The organism is Rhizobium leguminosarum bv. trifolii WSM2297 (assembly GCF_000271845.1).
This window is the reverse complement of record NZ_JH719393.1, coordinates 1013326-1030985: the sequence shown is the minus strand read 5'-3', so window position 1 is coordinate 1030985 and position 17660 is coordinate 1013326. Positions and strand designations below refer to the sequence as shown.

Here is a 17660-nt window from a genome sequence, read left to right as displayed (position 1 = left end):
CGCTCTGACGGCCGCTCCGGTGACTTCCGCTTCTGGGTGAGGGTTTTCAAACATCTGAGCAGAGAGGGGGCCGCCACATCCTCAGTGTGAAACCGGGCAGGCAACAAACGTCGATCGCCGCTTGTTTGCGAAGCTGACTCCATGTGCTGGCGGACAGTACCGCATGAAAGCCAATCAATCCGGTTGTTCAGCGAGCTCTAGAGATCAATCCCGCGGCCGCGGCTCACAGCCCGCTGGCGCCGTTCCGCAATAATCTCCTCACTGCTTTCATGGCGAACCGTCTGCTGCAGGACCTTCAGCCTTTCCTGCATTGCCGCAAAGGCCGGGCGTTGCGCCGGCGACACGTGATTGATGAGCTCCTTGTCACCGCGGATGATGGCATTGCGCCCGAAGCGCTGGTCGAGTGCCTTGCTGACATCAGCAAATTCCCGACGGATGTTTGCATCGAGAGGTGCAGCCGGAATATTCAGCTTGCGACCATTCTTTCGCTGCGCCACCCGTTGCGCGAGCGCCTCCTCTGCCCCTCTCGACAGGCCGGGAATGGCAACCGCCATGCGCTGCCGCTCTGCCGTAATGCTCCGTCGTTCTGCGTCAAGCAGATTGACATAGGACGACCCGAGCGTGCGCAGGCGGACGGCGGCTTCCGGCACCGCCCGCACTGCCTCTTTCCGCTCGCGGCCAGAGGCCAGCATCCGGTCCATCAGGCGGTCGGAGCCGCGCAGTGCACCGTAAGCGGCTGGATCATTGGACACCGCGGCGGCGATGCGATCGGCAGCAAAACCTTTCAAGATCAGCTCCTCGATCATGCTGACGGCGCCGGCCGGATCGCGCCAGATCGTCCTAGCCACGTTGGCCAATGCCGCACGCTGCTGTTGATAGAGAGGAGCTGCGAGCACACGCGATCGCGCCTCCTCGTCGACCGGCGTCTTGAACTCGGTGACGGCGGCGAGCATCGGCAGCACAGTGACATTCTCCTTCCTCGGCTCCTTGCCTGGCTCCTCGCTTGGCTCCTTAGTCGGAACGGCACTGGCCGCCGCGACGATCTTCGAGCGATCCTGGCGCTCGGCAAGATGCTGCTCCTGGGCAAAGCGTTTGACGGCCTCGAACAGTTTGATCAGTGTCTCGCCCTGGCCCTGCATCAGATCTTCCGGCATGCGTTGGGCCACGTTGCGTCCGGCAACCGCATCCGCCTTCGCGGTGAATGCGCTCCAGCCAAAGCGGGCCGTCAATGCCTCGCTGACCGCCTTGATCTCCTGCACGACCGAGCGGTCCTCGGCGGCAAGCGCAAAGGCGCTCTTATAGGCGTCGTCACCACCTTGGCTGCGTACCGCCTCGATTTCGAGCAAGCGCGCCATCGCTCGTTCGGAGAGCGCCGGGATCGATAACGACATATGCACCCGACGGCTCTCCTCGCGCTCGTGGAACCGTTCGGCATTCCTGCGGAATTCGGTTGCGTGGGCCCGTGCGAGCGGGCGCAGTTCCTCCAGGGCTGCCTTTGCGACATTGCGCTCGTTGCGTGCCGCGCGTCCGTCGACGATCAGTTCGGAACCACGCAAGCGGCCAAGCCGATCGGGGGCCGCGGCAAGATCGTCGGCGAGCTTGCGCGGTTCGACTCCGGCATCCGATGCCAGCGCATTCAGCGCCGCAAGCGCTGCATCCGGATTGCGATAGATCTTCCCCAACAGCGGTCGAAGGATCGCTTCCCGCTCTGTCCAGGCCGGGGACGAACGCTGCGCCAGCCGCGCGTCCTCCTCGACGCTTCTGGCGAAGGAAGTGGCCGGCGGGATCAGATAGCGTGCTTGGCTGGAGGTCGCTTCGACCATGCTTTCGCTCCGCTCTTCATTGTAGGCGACACGCCGTTCCCGCTCGATGGCAAAGCCGAGCGCCACGCTTGCCCGCTCCCAGAGCCTTTCCACCTGCTCCCTCTTTGCGGCAATCCACGCAAAGCGCCGGGAGAGGCTTTCCTCCATCTCGACTGCAGCCAACGAAAGATGATCAATGCCGCGGCGCCGGGCGAAGTCTTGCGCCTGGGCGCGATAACCGGCCTCACTTTCAAAATCGAGCGTCGTCGTCTTGGCGCCGGAGCGCGACAATCGCTCGACGAGCTGCTTAAACATATCCGGCCGATGGCTTTCCCGCTCGATGCGATCCTGGCGCGCTTCGGCGGTTTCGATCTGTCTGGCCGTCCAGACGTTGCGATCGACTTCCCTCTCCTCGTATCGCTTCTGTCCTGTCTCTCCGTCGACGACTGCTATCTGGACCTTGACCCGCTCGACGCCATCCTTGCGCAGGGTGACGGTATCGCCTTCTGAGATGCCCGCCTCCTCGAGCGCCTTCGGCAGGCTGACGCCCCACAGGCGATGGACGGTTCCGTCCTCCGTCCTGACATCGGCATAAGGACTGTCGTCGGCATCTTCGTCATTCGGCCGGAATTTTGCTTCTCCGGTTTCGACAAGCTCACCGGTGACACCGGCGGCATGATCGACATGCAGCTTGCGTCCCCATTCCGGCTTAGCCTCAAAATCCTCTCTTGCCGCATAGAGGTCGACGCGATCGCGATGCCGGGTCATCGACACATAGGTCAGATGCTGGTCCATCATGCCGGTGGCAAGCACGAAGGTGCGGTCGACGGTGGACCCTTGAGATTTGTGGATCGTTGCGGCATAGCCATGATCGACATTCCGATAGCTGTCTTCGCTGAAGACGACCTTGTCGCCATTATCGAGAAGGACCGACAGCAGCGGATCGCCGCGTTTGTCACCGGTGGAGACGACTGTGCCGAGCATGCCGTTCTTGACGTATTGCGGACCGGGATGCCTGGCCCGCGGCTCAAGGAAGCGGGCATTCTCCAGGAAGATGATGCGGTCGCCGGCAGCAAATTCCCGCGTGCCGCGAGCGCTCTGGAACGTCCGACTGTCAGAAAGCGCTTGCTGCGCCCTCATCACCTGACGCAGCGCTTCGTTCAGCTTGCGGACATCGTCATTGGTGTGGGCGAGCACCAGCAGCTCGTCACCGCGAAGACGGCCATCCCTGCCCTCGGAAACCGATCGATCGATCGCCTGCTTGCGTGCTTCGGTCCAATCAGCAACGATGCGACCGATGGCCTCCTGGCGTGTCCCTGCCTCGACGAGATGACCATGTTGGGCGTAGACGTCGAGCCCCTTCTCGACCTCGCCGCGGGCAAACAACCGTGAGGCCTCTCGTGCCCATTCGTCACGCTGGCGGCGCACGCCGGCAAGCTCGGCAAAACCGATCCGCTCAGTGATCGCCCGAAAGGCAGCACCCGCCTGGATCGGCTGCAGCTGCATCGCATCGCCGACCAGCACCACTTTCGCGCCTGCCCCTTCGGCGATCTTCAGCACACGCGCCATCTGCTGCGACGACACCATGCCGGCCTCGTCGATAACAAGCACGTCACCGCGATGCAGCGTGTCGCGGCCATTGGCCCAGGCCAGTTCGAAGGAGGCAAGCGTGCGCGACTTGATGCCGGAACTGTCTTCCAGCCCTTCCGCCGCCTTGCCGGCAAGGGCAGCACCGATCACCCGGTGCCCCTCGCCCTCCCAGGCAAGACGCGCCGCCGCCAACAGCGTCGACTTGCCGGCGCCGGCAAGGCCGACGACGGCGGCGATCCCGCTGTCACCGGTGACATGACGGACGGCATCGACCTGCTCCGCATCGAGCCGGAACGGAGTTTTAGGATCGGCGCTCTCGACGGTTTTGATGGCAGCGTCGACATGCTTGCGGGAGACGGCAAAGCCGTCACGCTTCAACAGGGCCTGTGCCGACTGTGCCATGTCGTATTCGATGCGCAGCATGTCCCGCGTCGTGAACACCGCCGGTTCCGACAGCTTGCCGGTCTCCGCCTCGATCTCCTGCGGCTTCAGCAAGACCAGCTGGTCGGACGCCATCAGCCGGGCGCGGATGTTGGCAAAATCGGTGGGATCGTCGACGTAACGATGTAGCGCCTTGGCGATATCCTTCTCGTCGAAGGTGGAGCGTTCGTTGCCGAGCTGCTTCAACAGAAGCTCAGGCTCGGCCAGCAGCCGGTCGGCCATCTCCTGGCGCCTGGCAAGATCGGCGGGAGCGAAGTAGAGCTCCCTGCCCTTGCCGGCGAGGGCGGATTTTTCTGGTCCCAGATGTTTTTGCGCGATGCCGTCGAGGCCCTGTTCGGCATAGGAGCGTCCATCGAGCCGGATCTCGTGACCGGCGAGCGCCAGATGCCGGTTGGCCGTCTCCGCCCAGGCGATCTTCCAGCCCTTCATCGTTTCCTTGTCACCGGCCCAGACCCTATAGACTATCTTGCCACTTGGCCGGTCCGGCGTGACCACGCGCAGCGGTTTGCCGTCCTCTCCAGGAACCGGAACTTTCTTTGGCCCAAACCCTTCCTCGGTCAGCGGCCGCAGTGTCGTCATCAGATGGATGTGCGGATTGCCGTCCTTGTCGTGATAGACCCAGTCGGCGATCATTCCCTTCGACGTCAGATTGTCGCGGACGAAGTCGCGGACCAGGGCAATATTCTGCGCTCGCGTCAGTTCCTCCGGTAGCGCAATGATCAGTTCGCGGGCAAGCTGCGCGTCCGCCCGCGTCTCGAAGGCATCGACGGCATTCCACAACGCCTCGCTTGCCTTGGCAACGGATTGGCCTGATATCGCCGACCCCAGCCAGGCCGGGATCTCATCCGGCAGCGCCAGCTCCTCATGGACCAGTTCGGCCGCCCCACCGCGATAGCTGAACGACGTTCCCATCTGTTCGTCGATCATCCGGGCGCGATGGCGATAGGCGGCAGCCGAGACGATGCTGCGTCCGGCTCCCCTGCTGATCACCTGCGCTCTGACGAACATGATCGCCATCGACGTCTCCACAGCGTTCAAGCACGTCGCGACAGCGACGTATATTGCGCCCTCAAACAGATCGGACCAAAGGGCCGATGCCGCTTTTCGGAAGGCGGCCACGAGCCGAAATTCCGGCTGCGACGTTTTCGGGTTGACCCAGGATAGCTTGTTTAACTATGTTATCCTAGTTAGTATAATCATGGGCTGACATATTTTTTCAGGAAGGATGAATTCACCGATGGCCACGAAAACATCGATTTCCGATCTGGACGCCCAGATCGACAAGCTGCGGGAACGCAGGAGACATTTGATAGTTAAATCCGCCGAGCGCTTTGCCCGCGCCGCGACGAAATCGGGGCTGGCGGAACTGGAGATCGCAGACGAGGAGGTCGATCGGATCTTCGAAGAGATCGCTGCACGATTTCGCAACGGCGAGAAGAAAGGGGCTGCACACGCATCTCCTCAAACGCCTCGATCGTCAGATCGCAGCGCTGGAGCGCCGTCGGAGGTTCCACATGATGGCTGACCGGAAAAAGCAAGCCCGCGAGAAATTCCTGCTTGGCGGCCTGGTCGTCAAAGCCGGCCTATCGGGAGCTGACCGGGCATTCCTGCTCGGTGGCCTGAGCGAGCTGGCAAGCGTGACGCCGGGCTCGCCTGAGCATCGGCGGCTGCGGGATATAGGCGAAGAAGCATTTAAACCTCCTTTGCCTGATATGCTGTCTTCGCACATTGCGGAGACGGCAGAATGGCACTGAAACGGCGACTGCATCCGAGCCTGCTGCTCGTCTTCGTTCCGATCGCGGTGACCGCGATCACCGCTTCCATCATCGGTTGGCGATGGCCTGCCCTGGCCCATGGCCTTTCCGGCAAAATCGAATACTGGTTCCTGCGAGCCGCGCCCGTGCCGGCACTTTTGTTTGGGCCGCTCGCTGGTCTGTTGACGGTATGGGCTCTGCCACTGCACCGGCGAAGGCCGGTGGCAATGGCGAGCCTCGTCTGCTTTCTGGCTGTGGCCGGCCTTTACGTTCTGCGCGAATATGACCGGCTCGCTCCGTTCGTGGAGAGCGGCACCGTTTCATGGGACCGGGCGCTCTCCTATCTGGATCTCGTTGCGGTGATCGGCACGCTCGCAAGCTTCATGGCGGTGGCGGTCGCCGCCCGCATCTCCGTCGTCGTTCCCGAGGCGGTCAAACGCGCGAAGGGCGGCGCCTTCGGCGATGCGGATTGGCTTGCGATGTCGGCAGCGGCAAAGCTCTTTCCGCCCGACGGCGAAATCGTCGTCGGCGAGCGTTACCGTGTCGACAAGGAAATCGTCCACCAATTGCCCTTCGATCCGAACGATCAGACCACATGGGGACAGGGTGGCAAGGCGCCGCTGCTGACCTACAACCAGGACTTCGATTCCACCCATATGCTGTTCTTCGCGGGATCCGGCGGCTACAAAACCACCAGCAATGTCTTGCCGACTGCGCTGCGTTATACCGGTCCTCTGATCTGCCTCGATCCTTCCACCGAAGTTGCACCGATGGTGATCGAGCACCGCACCCGCGCCCTCGGGCGCGAGGTGATGGTGCTCGACCCGACCAATCCGATCACGGGCTTCAACGTCCTCGACGGCATCGAGTTCTCGAAGAGGAAAGAGGAGGATATCGTCGGTATCGCGCACATGCTTCTATCCGAAAGCCTGCGCTTTGAATCCTCGACAGGTTCCTACTTTCAGAACCAGGCCCACAATCTTCTAACCGGTCTGCTTGCCCATGTCATGCTGTCGCGGGAATATGCCGACCGGCGGAACCTGCGCAGCCTACGGCAGATCGTTTCCGAGCCGGAGCCCTCGGTCTTCGCCATGCTGCGCGACATTCAGGAACATTCCGAATCTGCCTTTATCCGCGAAACGCTAGGGGTGTTCACCAATATGACCGAGCAGACTTTCTCAGGCGTTTATTCGACGGCGTCGAAGGATACGCAATGGCTCTCATTGGACAGTTATGCCGCACTCGTCTGCGGCAATACCTTCAGGTCGAGCGATATCGTATCTGCCAAGAAGGACGTTTTCCTCAATATCCCAGCGTCGATCCTGCGCTCCTATCCCGGCATCGGCCGCGTCATTATCGGCTCTTTGATCAACGCCATGGTCCAGGCAGACGGCGGCTTCAGCCGTCGAGCGCTGTTCATGCTCGATGAAGTTGACCTGCTCGGCTACATGAGGGTGCTGGAAGAGGCACGCGATCGCGGCCGAAAGTACGGCATCAGCATGATGCTGCTCTACCAATCTGTCGGACAGTTGGAGCGGCACTTCGGGAAGGATGGCGCCACGTCGTGGATCGATGGCTGCGCCTTCGCCTCCTATGCGGCAATCAAGGCGCTTGACACGGCGCGCAACGTCTCGGCGCAATGCGGCGAGATGACGGTGGAGGTGAAAGGCAGCTCCCGCAACATCGGCTGGGGCACGAAGAACAACACATCGCGGAAGTCGGAGAGCGTCAGCTTCCAGCGCCGGCCGCTGATCATGTCGCACGAGATTACGCAATCGATGCGCAAGGACGAGCAGATCATCATCGTGCAGGGCCACAGCCCAATCCGCTGTGGCCGGGCGATCTACTTCCGGCGAAAGGAGATGGACCAGGCGGCCAAGGCCAACCGTTTCGTCAAACCAGTGCCGTGAATGACGAGGCTATCGCGGGGTAGAGTCCGTGGCCTCACTCCTCCTCAACAGCATAGGCTTCAACAGCGTTTTCGAACTGCGCGAATAGCTCGTCGGACATCCTCTCGACCGTTCCGGTGGATCGGTGGTCGGATTGTCTTATCAGTCGCTGGTAGTCCTCAACGTTGAGGAGGACGAGGCGCGGCTTGTTGCGATGTGTGATTGTGACGGGACGGCGAAGCGCCTCGGCAATGATACCGCCGGATTTCCGTGAGAGGTCGGTGGTGGAATAGGATCGGGACATAGCCATCTCCAAAATTGTCGTTGCAGCAATACAGCAATTCCAGCATTGCTGCAGCTTCCGTCGTCCCATTTGGCGAACTGGGGCGCTTTACGGCCCAGGAACAATGATGGGAAAGCCGCGGCGGGCGCCGCCGCGAGCTGACTCTATTACGCGACTTGACCCGAAAGCTAGCGGGCATAAACAACTCGGGCCGCATGAACCGGAATTCCGGTACCCGTCTTGATTTCTCTTACGATCGGCGCCAGCGAGCCGAGTTCGTCTTCGGCAAGTGCAACAAGCTTGGGATAGTCGATATCGACGCCGCTATGATCAGCGGCCAAAGCGTTCATCCAGTCGCTGCCGTTGACGCGGAATTCATGCGTGTCGCAATCGATGTCGAGATCATCGAGCAGATTGATCGTGAAGCGTAAGAAAATATCGATCTCGCCCTCCAACTGATATTCGGCGAACTCGTCGTCGCCAGCGAGAAGGTTACGTTCCAATGCCATGATGACGTGGATCCGATCGATTGCCGCGTCGAGCCCCTCGACCAGGCGATCGTGAAGTCGTCGCGAAAAATCGTTGTCGCAGCCGAAGCGGTTTGCGAGGACGACGAGCCGAAAGCCGGCAAGCTTGGTGTAGAGCATGAGGTTCTGATCTGTTGTCATAGTGTGATCTCCTTCGTTGATGACGGAGATCGGCCACTCCTTGGCAAAGAGGGGTCAAGGACCGCGGAACGCGGCTTGCAAGCGGGGGAACCGATTTTGTCGCTCGCGGCAAAATTGGGGGAGACCGCGCCGTCCTTGACGCCGGATTTGCTGGAGTAAAATCGGACGTCAGAGAGAAGAGACCCGCGGCCCCGAAGGGGACGCGACCGTTTCCGGCGTGAGCCGGCATCGAGGGATAAAATCCCTGACAGACCGGCGGCCGGTCGATCCGGCCGGCCGGGCTCATGGGCGTGGCGATAGCCTCCGTCAAAACGGAGGCTCGGGGTCGATGCGGCCGTCCTGCTCGGCCCAGATCACCTCGCGTTCGGCCAGCGCCAGTTCCAGCTCGTTCTCGATCTGGCGACGTTCGGCCGGATCGGCGTTCCGCAGCTCGGCGCCCAGCAGTTCGATGATGTCGTCGATGCAAGTGGTCATTGTCGTCTCCTTGACGTTGTGAAAGACGACGCCCGCGGTCATGGCGGGATGGAGGGGTCAAGGATCGCGTCAGCGACCGGCGGGGCCGGCGAGTGGGGGAGCCGATTTTGTCGGAGCGGAGGGAACCGGAGCGGCGGCAAAATTGGGGGAACCACTCGTCCTTGAGGCCTTCATGCCGCCATGGCACCCTTCGACGGACTGAGCAGACCTTCCCTCTCCGTATGGCACCAGAAAGGCGGGCAGCGGGCTCGATGCCCGCTGCCGGCTTGACTTTTCCGGGAAGAGGCCAGCCCCGGTGACGGGGCCGGCCAGTCGCCTCAGGCCGGGCTGTTCCAGAGGATGACCTTCTTGCTCGGCTCTCCGCCGGGCGCCTGGGCGACGTTGCCGAAGATGACGCCGATTTCCGGAGCCTCCAGCTTGACGGAGAGGTATTCCTCGCCGGTCTGGCGGGCGATGCGGTTCCAGGCGGCGCCAATCTCGAAGCCGGTCTTGCGGTGGATGACGCGGTAGTCCGGTGCTTCGTCGCTCGCCTTGCTGGCGTTCGGGACGATGGCGATCGGCGCGTTCACCCGGATCGTCGCGAAGATGCCTTCGAGGCTGCCGTCGGTCTTCTGGGTCAGGGTTGCGATCGTGGTGGCCATGGTATGTCTCCTTCGGTTGCTCGGGACCATTCCCGATGGCGCCCGAAGAAGGGGCCGAGGCGCAGGCGTCACCGGAGCGCCAGCGCAGGGGAACCCCTTGCGGGTTGACGCTGATGGTGGCCGGTCCCTTAGAAAGGCGACACAAGAAAACGGGAATGGTCCTGAACCGCGACCGGTGGGAGAGACCGATCTATGGCTATCCGATAGCGCCCGTGCCAGGAGCTCCTGCCCCGGTGTCCTGGCGCGATCCATTGATACGCTTGCGCCTGCCCCCCGCCGACTGTCGTGCACATGATTACCAGCTGCTTGCGCTGCTGTCGGTGATCGTCACTGGCGGCGGACACGGTTGGAGAGACCGCCGACCGGTAAGATGCATCACCGATATGAATCGATCCACAGCGACCGATTCAGGAAAGTCGTTGGACGACGAACTCGTGAATTCGCATGATCCGATCATGGATACACAGACGGACATCACGCTGCTCTACCGGGTCGATCCGTCCCGGAATATGGCCCGCTTCTATCGTCTATCGATCGAGCCGACATTGTTCGGCGGCAGTTCCCTTGTGCGCAATTGGGGCCGGATCGGAACTGAGGGTCGGCTAAAGGTGGAATTGTTCGACACACCCGGAGAGGCTGCCATTGCCTATGAACGCATGGCCGGCCGCAAGCTGCGCCGTGGGTATCGGCATGAGCATGCAACATACGCCGCGCAAGGGGTCATCACGCCGCAAGGCGCGAAGACTGCTTCAGTTGGCTTCGTGGAGCAGGCGACGCCGGCGGAATAGAGCGCGGGCCACGGCGAATACGCCGGATGCGCCAACCCTTGCTCGCGATTGACGAAAAAACCGCAATCTACCGTGCAGGAGGAACTGTCGAAGGTGAAGGATCCGAACAGGTCAGAAATGCAATGCCGTAAAGCGGTACATTCTGATCTTCTGAAACGAAATGCGCTCCCTCCGAGATCGCCTGCGCCATGAGGAGATGATCGAATGGATCACGATGGTAGAGCGGAAGCTTTCCAAGTGCGATTAAATGCGAGTCGGCAACATCGAGCCTATCAAATCCCTGGTCCGGCAGGATCGCAAGGATCTCATCTATGTCTGCGTCGAGCTTGCCAATCCGCAGTCTTACCGTGATTTCCCAGAGCGAAACGACGCTTATGAGCACATCGTTTTCGGGATCGGCAATGAGCCTGCGCATATGACCGCCCAGCCTGTTGTCGTCATTCAACCACCACAAAAATGTGTGAGTATCGAGTAGAAGCCTTACGTCTCGTCTTCCATCGCCTCGAGGACGTCTGGGGGCAGGTTGTCGAAATCGTCGGAAACTCTGATCTTGCCGCGCAAAGCGCCGGGCTTGCGCACGGCTACGTCCGCTGACGGAGGGCCGATCTCGGCGACAACCTTGTGATGCGACGTAAGGACAAACCTCTGCCCGTCTTCGACCTGCTTCAGGAAGGACGTCAGGTTACCGCGAAATTCTCGCACGCCGACACGGCGGGGAGGTGATGTCGGTTGCCGGGATTGAGACATGGCGAGGCTCACTTCAGCGGGAAATGTGTACACAATTTTCGAGAAATGCAATGTCTTCTCAGCCGTCTGGAGAGACGGCGCTCACGGAAGATACCGCATGTGAACAATGGGACGCTCGTCAATTCGAAGCTGCCTCGGCGCATATGTCTATGCGCCGGCAGTAATCGGTCACCTTGAAATCGACTGCGCCACCTGTCACATATAAAGCGACACGTGACGCGGAGATAATCCATGGCTATTGCGCAGAAAAAATCGCCCCTGAAACAGCAACCGGCGGATTGCAGAAGGTTGCAGCCTTGCTCGGCGGTGCGCGCGTGCTGTCGCGCAGTCTGACCAGTCCCCTCGACGCGCACGAGCTGCTTTTGCGCGGCCTGCCGGCCTCGGCACTGGATCACCTGGTTGGACAGCTGGTCATCATCGGCAAGACGGACTCGCTCGAAAAGGCGGTGGGCATGAGTTTGCGCACCTGGCAGCGGCGCAAAGACACGCCCTCCAGGCCGCTGAGCCCGGAACAGAGCGGTCGTGCATGGAAATTCGCCGAGATTCTTGCAAAGGCAACCGATATCCTCGGATCACAGGCTGAAGCCGAGCAATGGCTGGAGCGCCCGGCAATCGGGCTCGACCAGCGCCGCCCGATCGATCTTCTCGGAACGCCCGCCGGCGTCGAGCTCGTCGAGGATCATCTCGATCGTCTCGAATACGGCGTCTATGCATGACCCTTTTGCGATCGGGCTCGGCGGGACCGAGCTGGTCGCGTGGCGGCTCGATCAAGCCGTCCACGCGCCGACATGGGATAGCGGCGAAGGCGCCTATCGCGTTGGCGGCCGTTGGAACAGCAAGGGTGTTCGCGCGGTTTATTGCTCGCTCGATCCCGCGACGGCTATCCTCGAGGTCGCTGTCCACAAGGGGTTTCGGGCCCTGGACACGGTAGCGCACATGATGACGGCGGTCATTGCTGATGCCGGCGACGTCCATGTCGTCGATCCGATGAGCGTGCCCAATCCCAATTGGCTTCGCCCAGGCATTCCTGGCGCTGGACAGCAAGCCTTCGGCGACGGTTTGTTTCGACGCCACCGTTTCGTCGCGATCCCGAGCGCGGTTTCGCCGCATAGCTGGAACCTGATTTTTCTGGCGGGCGGCGCGACGGGCGCTTATGCCCTGAAGTTCCAGGAGGCATTTGCTCTCGATACGAGGCTGCACCCGCCCACGACGTGAATGAGCCTGGGGTTGCATCGCCGTAACGCGATCGCGCAACCATTCACCTCATCCTCTTCCGGAGAAATGACGCTTACGCGCCATCCCCCGTCGCCTGCCAGACCGGGATGCCGAGACGGCGCGCCTTGTCGGCGAGATTGCCGGTGATGCCGGAACCAGGGAAAACGATGACGCCTGATGGCATGACCGAGAGCATGTCGTCATTGCGGCGGAAGGGAGCCGCCTTGGCGTGTTTCGTCCAGTTCGGCTTGAAGGAAATCTGCGTGACTTTGCGAGCCTCGGCCCAGCAGGCGGCGATGCGCTCGGCGCCTTTCGGGGAGCCCCCATGCAGAAGGACCATGTCGGGATGCTTAGCATGGGCCTGATCGAGTTTTGACCAGATCCGTTCATGATCGTTGTAGTCCATGCCGCCGGCGAAAGCGATCTTGGTGCCGGCGGGAACCAGGACCTCGGTCTCGGCGCGCCGACGGGCGGACAGGAAATCTCTGGAGTCGATCATGGCCGCGGTCATATTGGCGTGGCTAACTTTGGAACCGGTGCGCGGACGCCAAGTCGACCCGGTCTGGGATTCGAACAGGTCGGCACTGAAGTCGCGCATGAACTCGAAGGCGTTGCGGCGTTCCAGCAACGTGATGCCCTCGGAGACGTGGCGCTCGAGCTCGACGCTTTTCACCTCCGAGCCGTCCTGCTCGCGCTGGCCGGTACGTTGGGCCTCCTCGTTGCGGTCGAGCTCACGCTGAATGCGTTCCCCGGCGCGATGGAAGAGATTGGGGATCGACCAGAACAGGTCCTCAAGATCGGGCTCCAGACGGGTGTCGCCGAGCATTTCGAACAGGGCGTCGAACATAGCGGTCAGCGCCGACTGGACGACCGGCTCCTCTGGCAGCGGGCGCGGGTCCGGTTCGTCCTGGAAGGCGCGATGGCCATAGATTTGCATCTCATAGATGAAGCGATCGGTCGGGGAAGAGCCGTGATCAGGCTCGAAGGCGTCTTCGATGGGAAGGACAAGGTTCATGACGATCTCCGTCGGTTTGAGCCGCGCCTCTCGCGGCCTGACGGCGATCCCTGTCCATGCGGCAGACGGGCCGGAACCGCGGCGCGTTCAGCCGCGGCCCAGCGGAGCGCCGGGCGGTGGAGGGAAGGTTTCTTGTCGCGCGAGGAATGGCGGCCGCACGCGGCCCAGCCAGGGGAAGAAACCTGACTGACCCGCTGAAGGCCCACCCGCCGTATGGTAAGGGTCGCCTCTCCGCAGGCCCGCGGGGCACGCGCCCACCCGAACGGCGACCGCCAAGGAACCGGCCATCCCGCTGCGCGCCGCGCCCTTACCGATCCCATCTCGCGCGATCATCCGGGCAGAAAGGCAAGAGCGTCTTCCGGGGCGAGCTGGGCCTTCAGATTGGCGATGAGCCGGTCTGGACCGAGTCGGCGCAGATCCTCGTTGAAGTCGCCGAGCTCCGGGGCCAGCACCAGCGGCAGGATTCCGAGCGCCTGCGCCCGACGGCTCAATCCCTCGATCCCGTGCCGACCGGCTGCGTCGGCATCGGCGGCAATATAAAGACGCCGACATTCGAGCGGGAGCCGGAAGGCAGCGAGATGGTTGGCCGTCAGCGCGGCCGCCGTCGACATGCCGGGCATGACAGCGACAAGCGAAAGCATGGTTTCCAGGCCTTCGCCAGCCGCCATTGCCGTCACCGGAGCCGAAATCGAAAAATGGAAACGCACGGCATTGCCAAGTAGACCGCCGAGCGCACGGCGGGGATCCTCGACCTTGGCCTTGCCGTCGCCGTTTGGATCGAGCCAGGTGCGATGCACGCCGGTGATTGCGCCACCGGAATCGGTCACGGCTGCGATCAGCGCCGGGTAGCTGGTCGCGCGGCCGGTCACGAGGTCCCGATAGTAGCACGACGGATGGAAGCGAAGTGCGGCATGGACCGAGCCGCGCAGGATGCCGCGCTCGCGCAGATAGCCATCGGCTAGCGTGCCCGCAAGCGGCTGCGTGATCCGAAACAGGCGCCGAGCCCGCTCTGCATTCGGACGGTCACATAGCCGGTGCTCGCAGGCATCGCTGCTCTCGGATAGAGTCAATTGGGGCAGACTCAAAAAATTCCGCACTTCATAGGCTACATCACAGAAGTCGACCAGCCCGCAGGCTTCCCGCACGAGATCGAGCAGGTCGCCATATTGCCCGGTTGCTGCATCCGACCATTTCCCCGCGCGAGGACCTGTCAAACGGACATAGAGCGAGCGGCCCTGGCTATTGGCGACATCACCGACGATCCAATAGTTGCCGGCCCTTCGGCCTGCAGAGAGATAATGCCTGCACACCGCCTCGACATTATGCGCGAGCCGATCTGCCAGTTCCGGGGCGGATAACATGGATTTGCCTCCCTTACAGACGACCGAAAAAGGTCGAATTTCGCTGCTCGCGAGGTGTCAGCAATCGGAGGCCAGCTCCGTTGATCTGGGCTGCACAGTTCGGGCGGCCCGAAGAAGCTCGCAAGGGTGCGGCGCTGCCTGCGGCCGGGGAAGAGATCGCGTTCATAGGAAATCCTGTCGGGAGCGAGGAAAGAACCGGCCCGCGCCGGCGCTCTCCAGCCCACCAGGCCAACCCTTTCCCGCCCCTCTCTCCCTCTCTCGCGATGCTACCGCTACTGTCGGTTCGAAAAGCGGGCAGAAGGGCGGTTAGACCACCGCTCCACGCGGCCCCGGCCACGCGATTTCGACCTGATGACTCCTAATTATCATGGTGTCGACTTCTATTTATCATGACCGACTAAGCCTGGCCGGTGGGTGGCGTGCAGGAATTGGCATCTCGCTTGATCCACCGACGGCGGGTCACCGCGAAGGTCCGGCACCGCCTCATTATACTAACTATTTTACACTAGTATAATAGACTCACACTATGCTATGCTTCCATGCGGCTTGATCAGGTTGGCAGGCAAGACGAGGAACGACGTGCGACAGTTTTTGATCGGCAACCAGGCGTTCGATGAAAATTCTCCAGAGTTTCAGTTGCAGCTTGAAGACGCCTACGAACAGAAGCTCAGGCCGCTTTGCTGCTGTCGGGAGCCGCCGGTGCCGATGTACATCGCCCGGATGGATGACCAATTCCTGATCAAGCGCATGCCGCTGTCGGGCCGGCAGCATGATCCCGGATGCCCGTCTTACGACCCGCCCTATGAGCTATCCGGTCTCGGGCCGTTGATCGGCAATGCCATCCAGATCGACGCGGCGACCGGTGCGGCGATGCTGAAACTTGACTTCTCTCTGTCGAAACGAGGGAACCGATCGGCCTCGACATCGCCTTCGGAGCCGTCGAAAACCGTGCGAAGCGAACCCAAAAGGCTCTCGCTCAGGGCGATGCTCCATTATCTCTGGGATATGGGGGAGCTGACGGAATGGACGTCGCTGTGGGCCGGGAGACGGGGCTGGGGGCGCGTCCGCAGCAGTCTGCTGAATGCGGCAAGGCAGATGAACGTCCGCGGCAGTCCGCTCAGTGATGTCCTGTTTGTCCCGGAAGTGTTTCATCAGGAGGACAAGGAAGGGATTTCCGCCAGGCGTGCGGCGATGTTGGCCGGCACTCAGGCAACCAGTCCGGGCCCACGCAAACTGATGGTAATGGTTGCTGAGGTGAAGGATTTTTCGTCAGCCCGCGACTGTCAGAAGATAATAGTGCGCCACCTGCCCTTTCCGTTCATGATCGACGAAGGCGCATGGAAGCGGTTGAGCGCCCGATATGAGACCGACTTGGAACTGTGGCGATCGAACGAAGAATTCCACCTCATCGTGATTTCCACATTCGGTATTTCGGGCGCCGGGATCGCATCCATAGAGGAAGTGGCGATGATGGTGGTGAACGATAACTGGATCCCGTTCGAAAACATCCACGAACAGCGTGTGCTCGAACGGCTCTCCGGACTGAAGCGAAGAAGTGTGAAAGGACTGCGGTTCGATCTCTCACGCGGTCAGCCCATTGCCTGCGTGACGTTGCCGGAGGCAAGACCGGCGCCGGTCGCGATGTTCATCATTCCGGCAAATGCCGACGAAGACTATGAGGTGGCCCTGAATGAAATGATTGCCGCAAGACCTGAGATGCTGCCCTGGATCTGGCGTGTTGCCGAGGGTGAAATGCCGCGCCTGCCATGATCCGCATCAGCTCTGCTTCACAGCAGCTGCTTGACCGAAGCGGTCGTCAACGCCTATATTAATTCATCTCCAGATGGAGTTGAATTATGGCTATCGACATGGGCGATATGGAATTTACGGTTACGGAAGCGAGTTTCCTGGCAGATCGCTCTACTACGGACGTTCAAAACGCAGTCGACAAGAAGGTCGTCAAATCCACGGTGGTTAAAGCCGGGCCACGGGCTCAACGTCTTCTCGGAAGAGCTGAGCTGCGGTTTCTAACTATGGATCGCGAAATCGGTGAAGCGCTGTCCGGCGTAGGCAAACGCCGTCTTTACGAGGAACTATCAAGGCTTCCGGAAAAGGCCACGACGGCGCGATTCGGCGCACTCGTCGTTGATCTTCGAAAGAGCGACGCCAAACTCAAGAGGAGATTGAGACTGCTCGAAACGATCAAGGGGTCAATCAAAATGAAGGGGGGAGAGCCCTTTATCAAGGGAACCGATATTCCTGCTTATCAGGTGGCTGCCTTGTATCCTGCGGCTTCTATCGAAGAGATCCTGGAGGATTTCCCCTCGCTCAAGCGTGGCCAAGTTGAACATGCGATCGACTTCGCTCGGGCATATCCTAAAAAGGGACGCCCGTATCCTTCGATTTCCCTGAAACGCGGAATTGCCAGTCTTATTAAAAGCGGTGTCTTTGATGATGACTAAGACAACGCCTCGGAGTGCTTAAATATTTGCTCGACGAGTCCGTCATCCGTTCAATGGACACGCACAATAACGTCCTCAAGTGGAAGAGATCCATCGACGACAGCGAGTTGGCAATATGCGTTTTCACGCTCTTCGAGAAACGGAAGGGCGCTGAGGCGCAGTTGAAAAAGGACCCGAAGAAAGCTCAGGCCAAGTTGGACGCAATTGCCGAGTTCGAAATCAGCTTCGGACCCGATCGCGTTCTCAGCCTCGATGCAGCGGCAACGAAAGAATGGGCTTCGTTTGTCGGCGCGAGGGAAAAGCATGTCATGGATGCCGGCATCGCCGCGGTCGCGAAAATACACGGGCTTATCATTCTCACGCGTAACCTGAACGACTTCGTTGACTTCCGCGTACTGTGTCTGGACCCATTCCGAGACCCGCCGCTTTTGGTGGAATATGACGACAAGCCGACGAAGAGCAAATGAGAGACGGCCGCCGTAAACCATTCGGCCGGCAACGGCACATCTGTGGAAAGCTGGCGAACCCAA

Annotated in this window: 18 protein-coding genes; 9 read left to right on the top strand and 9 right to left on the bottom strand. The window is 61.1% G+C overall.

What is annotated here, in order from left to right; translation table 11 throughout:
- Nucleotides 1-197: 197 nt before the first annotated feature.
- Nucleotides 198-4850 (bottom strand): Ti-type conjugative transfer relaxase TraA, encoded by a 4653-nt coding sequence (traA, locus tag RLEG4DRAFT_RS08565; protein WP_003576958.1) that lies wholly within the window; start codon nucleotides 4848-4850, stop codon nucleotides 198-200.
- Nucleotides 4851-5070: 220 nt separating this feature from the next.
- Between traA and RLEG4DRAFT_RS08560 the strand changes: the two genes are divergently transcribed.
- Genes RLEG4DRAFT_RS08560 through traG form a run of 3 tightly spaced genes read left to right on the top strand, consistent with a single transcriptional unit; the run spans nucleotide 5071 to nucleotide 7497 of the window.
- Nucleotides 5071-5358, top strand: coding sequence for a TraC family protein (locus RLEG4DRAFT_RS08560; protein WP_003576956.1), 288 nt, complete (start codon nucleotides 5071-5073; stop codon nucleotides 5356-5358).
- Nucleotides 5348-5587 (top strand): conjugal transfer protein TraD, encoded by a 240-nt coding sequence (locus tag RLEG4DRAFT_RS08555; RefSeq protein WP_003576954.1) that lies wholly within the window; start codon nucleotides 5348-5350, stop codon nucleotides 5585-5587. Before RLEG4DRAFT_RS08560 ends, RLEG4DRAFT_RS08555 begins: the two co-directional genes overlap by 11 nt.
- Nucleotides 5578-7497 carry a Ti-type conjugative transfer system protein TraG gene (gene traG / locus RLEG4DRAFT_RS08550; RefSeq protein WP_003576952.1) on the top strand — a complete coding sequence of 640 codons (1920 nt, stop codon included), beginning with the start codon at nucleotides 5578-5580 and terminating at the stop codon, nucleotides 7495-7497. Before RLEG4DRAFT_RS08555 ends, traG begins: the two co-directional genes overlap by 10 nt.
- A 34-nt stretch (nucleotides 7498-7531) precedes the next feature.
- Here the strand turns inward: traG and RLEG4DRAFT_RS08545 are convergent, their stop codons facing one another.
- From RLEG4DRAFT_RS08545 to RLEG4DRAFT_RS08530, 4 genes are all read right to left on the bottom strand, one after another.
- Nucleotides 7532-7780, bottom strand: a complete 249-nt coding sequence (locus RLEG4DRAFT_RS08545) for a type II toxin-antitoxin system prevent-host-death family antitoxin (protein WP_003576951.1) — start codon at nucleotides 7778-7780, stop codon at nucleotides 7532-7534.
- A gap of 167 nt (nucleotides 7781-7947) precedes the next feature.
- Nucleotides 7948-8427 (bottom strand): hypothetical protein, encoded by a 480-nt coding sequence (locus RLEG4DRAFT_RS08540; RefSeq protein ID WP_003576950.1) that lies wholly within the window; start codon nucleotides 8425-8427, stop codon nucleotides 7948-7950.
- A 306-nt stretch (nucleotides 8428-8733) separates the two neighbouring features.
- Nucleotides 8734-8901 carry a hypothetical protein gene (locus RLEG4DRAFT_RS40745; RefSeq protein WP_003576949.1) on the bottom strand — a complete coding sequence of 56 codons (168 nt, stop codon included), beginning with the start codon at nucleotides 8899-8901 and terminating at the stop codon, nucleotides 8734-8736.
- Nucleotides 8902-9218: 317 nt separating this feature from the next.
- Entirely contained in the window at nucleotides 9219-9542 is a 324-nt protein-coding gene (locus RLEG4DRAFT_RS08530; protein ID WP_003576948.1) for a DUF736 domain-containing protein, read from the bottom strand.
- Between the two features lie 35 nt (nucleotides 9543-9577).
- Here RLEG4DRAFT_RS08530 and RLEG4DRAFT_RS42450 point away from each other — a divergent pair, with 35 nt between their 5' ends.
- Nucleotides 9578-10330 carry a WGR domain-containing protein gene (locus RLEG4DRAFT_RS42450; protein WP_245277940.1) on the top strand — a complete coding sequence of 251 codons (753 nt, stop codon included), beginning with the start codon at nucleotides 9578-9580 and terminating at the stop codon, nucleotides 10328-10330.
- A 67-nt stretch (nucleotides 10331-10397) separates the two neighbouring features.
- Here the strand turns inward: RLEG4DRAFT_RS42450 and RLEG4DRAFT_RS39690 are convergent, their stop codons facing one another.
- Nucleotides 10398-10745, bottom strand: coding sequence for a type II toxin-antitoxin system VapC family toxin (locus RLEG4DRAFT_RS39690; protein WP_245277939.1), 348 nt, complete (start codon nucleotides 10743-10745; stop codon nucleotides 10398-10400).
- A 65-nt stretch (nucleotides 10746-10810) separates the two neighbouring features.
- Nucleotides 10811-11077 carry a type II toxin-antitoxin system Phd/YefM family antitoxin gene (locus tag RLEG4DRAFT_RS39685; RefSeq protein WP_003576945.1) on the bottom strand — a complete coding sequence of 89 codons (267 nt, stop codon included), beginning with the start codon at nucleotides 11075-11077 and terminating at the stop codon, nucleotides 10811-10813.
- 227 nt (nucleotides 11078-11304) lie between these two features.
- Here RLEG4DRAFT_RS39685 and parS point away from each other — a divergent pair, with 227 nt between their 5' ends.
- Together parS and RLEG4DRAFT_RS08505 are read left to right on the top strand one after the other, a co-directional pair.
- The gene (gene parS, locus RLEG4DRAFT_RS08510; protein WP_432416797.1) at nucleotides 11305-11793 is read left to right on the top strand and encodes a type II RES/Xre toxin-antitoxin system antitoxin; all 489 of its coding nucleotides are present in this window, start codon (nucleotides 11305-11307) and stop codon (nucleotides 11791-11793) included.
- Nucleotides 11786-12292 carry an RES family NAD+ phosphorylase gene (locus tag RLEG4DRAFT_RS08505; protein WP_003576943.1) on the top strand — a complete coding sequence of 169 codons (507 nt, stop codon included), beginning with the start codon at nucleotides 11786-11788 and terminating at the stop codon, nucleotides 12290-12292. The genes parS and RLEG4DRAFT_RS08505 overlap by 8 nt, the downstream gene beginning before the upstream one ends.
- 73 nt (nucleotides 12293-12365) lie before the next feature.
- Here RLEG4DRAFT_RS08505 and RLEG4DRAFT_RS08500 read toward each other — a convergent pair whose 3' ends face one another.
- Nucleotides 12366-13307 (bottom strand): DUF2493 domain-containing protein, encoded by a 942-nt coding sequence (locus RLEG4DRAFT_RS08500; RefSeq protein ID WP_003576942.1) that lies wholly within the window; start codon nucleotides 13305-13307, stop codon nucleotides 12366-12368.
- A 329-nt stretch (nucleotides 13308-13636) separates the two neighbouring features.
- A complete protein-coding gene (locus RLEG4DRAFT_RS08495; RefSeq protein WP_003576941.1) occupies nucleotides 13637-14668 on the bottom strand; it encodes a DUF7146 domain-containing protein in 1032 nt (343 codons plus the stop codon).
- A gap of 579 nt (nucleotides 14669-15247) precedes the next feature.
- Between RLEG4DRAFT_RS08495 and RLEG4DRAFT_RS08490 the strand changes: the two genes are divergently transcribed.
- The 3 genes from RLEG4DRAFT_RS08490 (at nucleotide 15248) to RLEG4DRAFT_RS08480 (ending at nucleotide 17597) form a co-directional block, all read left to right on the top strand.
- Nucleotides 15248-16438, top strand: a complete 1191-nt coding sequence (locus RLEG4DRAFT_RS08490) for a DUF1173 domain-containing protein (protein ID WP_003576940.1) — start codon at nucleotides 15248-15250, stop codon at nucleotides 16436-16438.
- Nucleotides 16439-16524: 86 nt separating this feature from the next.
- Nucleotides 16525-17130: a DUF433 domain-containing protein gene (locus RLEG4DRAFT_RS08485; protein ID WP_003576939.1), complete on the top strand. Its 606-nt coding sequence runs from the start codon at nucleotides 16525-16527 to the stop codon at nucleotides 17128-17130.
- 26 nt (nucleotides 17131-17156) lie between these two features.
- Nucleotides 17157-17597: a PIN domain-containing protein gene (locus RLEG4DRAFT_RS08480; protein WP_003576938.1), complete on the top strand. Its 441-nt coding sequence runs from the start codon at nucleotides 17157-17159 to the stop codon at nucleotides 17595-17597.
- The last annotated feature ends 63 nt before the right edge of the window (nucleotides 17598-17660 follow it).

What these genes read in the sequence shown, in the direction of transcription:
- RLEG4DRAFT_RS08495 (WP_003576941.1), bottom strand. Translation starts at nt 14,668, where the DNA reads ATGTTATCCGCCCCGGAACTGGCAGATCGGCTCGCGCATAATGTCGAG.
- RLEG4DRAFT_RS08485 (WP_003576939.1), top strand. Translation starts at nt 16,525, where the DNA reads ATGGCTATCGACATGGGCGATATGGAATTTACGGTTACGGAAGCGAGT.
- RLEG4DRAFT_RS39685 (WP_003576945.1), bottom strand. Translation starts at nt 11,077, where the DNA reads ATGTCTCAATCCCGGCAACCGACATCACCTCCCCGCCGTGTCGGCGTG.
- RLEG4DRAFT_RS08530 (WP_003576948.1), bottom strand. Translation starts at nt 9,542, where the DNA reads ATGGCCACCACGATCGCAACCCTGACCCAGAAGACCGACGGCAGCCTC.
- RLEG4DRAFT_RS08500 (WP_003576942.1), bottom strand. Translation starts at nt 13,307, where the DNA reads ATGAACCTTGTCCTTCCCATCGAAGACGCCTTCGAGCCTGATCACGGC.
- RLEG4DRAFT_RS08505 (WP_003576943.1), top strand. Translation starts at nt 11,786, where the DNA reads ATGCATGACCCTTTTGCGATCGGGCTCGGCGGGACCGAGCTGGTCGCG.
- RLEG4DRAFT_RS08555 (WP_003576954.1), top strand. Translation starts at nt 5,348, where the DNA reads ATGATGGCTGACCGGAAAAAGCAAGCCCGCGAGAAATTCCTGCTTGGC.
- RLEG4DRAFT_RS40745 (WP_003576949.1), bottom strand. Translation starts at nt 8,901, where the DNA reads ATGACCACTTGCATCGACGACATCATCGAACTGCTGGGCGCCGAGCTG.
- RLEG4DRAFT_RS08540 (WP_003576950.1), bottom strand. Translation starts at nt 8,427, where the DNA reads ATGACAACAGATCAGAACCTCATGCTCTACACCAAGCTTGCCGGCTTT.
- traG (WP_003576952.1), top strand. Translation starts at nt 5,578, where the DNA reads ATGGCACTGAAACGGCGACTGCATCCGAGCCTGCTGCTCGTCTTCGTT.
- RLEG4DRAFT_RS42450 (WP_245277940.1), top strand. Translation starts at nt 9,578, where the DNA reads ATGGCGCCCGAAGAAGGGGCCGAGGCGCAGGCGTCACCGGAGCGCCAG.
- traA (WP_003576958.1), bottom strand. Translation starts at nt 4,850, where the DNA reads ATGGCGATCATGTTCGTCAGAGCGCAGGTGATCAGCAGGGGAGCCGGA.
- RLEG4DRAFT_RS08560 (WP_003576956.1), top strand. Translation starts at nt 5,071, where the DNA reads ATGGCCACGAAAACATCGATTTCCGATCTGGACGCCCAGATCGACAAG.
- RLEG4DRAFT_RS39690 (WP_245277939.1), bottom strand. Translation starts at nt 10,745, where the DNA reads ATGCGCAGGCTCATTGCCGATCCCGAAAACGATGTGCTCATAAGCGTC.
- RLEG4DRAFT_RS08545 (WP_003576951.1), bottom strand. Translation starts at nt 7,780, where the DNA reads ATGTCCCGATCCTATTCCACCACCGACCTCTCACGGAAATCCGGCGGT.